Raw genomic sequence first — 454 nt, 5'->3', positions numbered from 1 at the left:
CCTTCAGTTGTGAGTCAGTACTGAAGCGACTTCCCAGACAGCAATCATGTTCATTGTGTTTATTGCTACGGATGATCTTAATTAAATCATTAATATTTCCTTGATCATCGCCATGCAAAACAGCCACATGAGTAGCATTTATCTTTTGAGCGTAAGTAAAAGCCATCTTATGAGTACCACCAAGACCAACATTGTGGCTGTTGGTATATACTTTCACATTAGTCAAATTTAGCAAGTCCACTACTTCAAGACTTTTCCCCACTGTATTGTCTGTACTTCTGTTATCGATTATCAAAATCTCACTGAAATACTTATAATTGTCATTCTCTTTTAAGTGAGCTAAGACACGAGAGATTTGATTTTGGCAATTGTAGCATGGAATAAATAAAATGATATTCTGCATGTAACCTACCATCACTGATTAATTTTTCTGAATGAGTTTTGTTATATCATT

The 454-nt window shown here is 34.6% G+C and carries 1 protein-coding gene; it reads right to left on the bottom strand.

Annotated elements, in window-relative coordinates; genetic code table 11:
• Window positions 1-403: glycosyltransferase (locus V2A85_RS24460; RefSeq protein WP_420072659.1), on the bottom strand; the 403-nt coding region annotated here is incomplete at its 3' end.
• Between the last annotated feature and the right edge of the window lie 51 nt (window positions 404-454).

The organism is Yersinia sp. 1252 StPb PI (assembly GCF_048593885.1).
GTDB lineage: Bacteria > Pseudomonadota > Gammaproteobacteria > Enterobacterales > Enterobacteriaceae > Yersinia > Yersinia enterocolitica_E.
The sequence above is the reverse complement of the archived record's forward strand: the minus strand, read 5'-3'. Positions and strand labels throughout refer to the sequence as shown.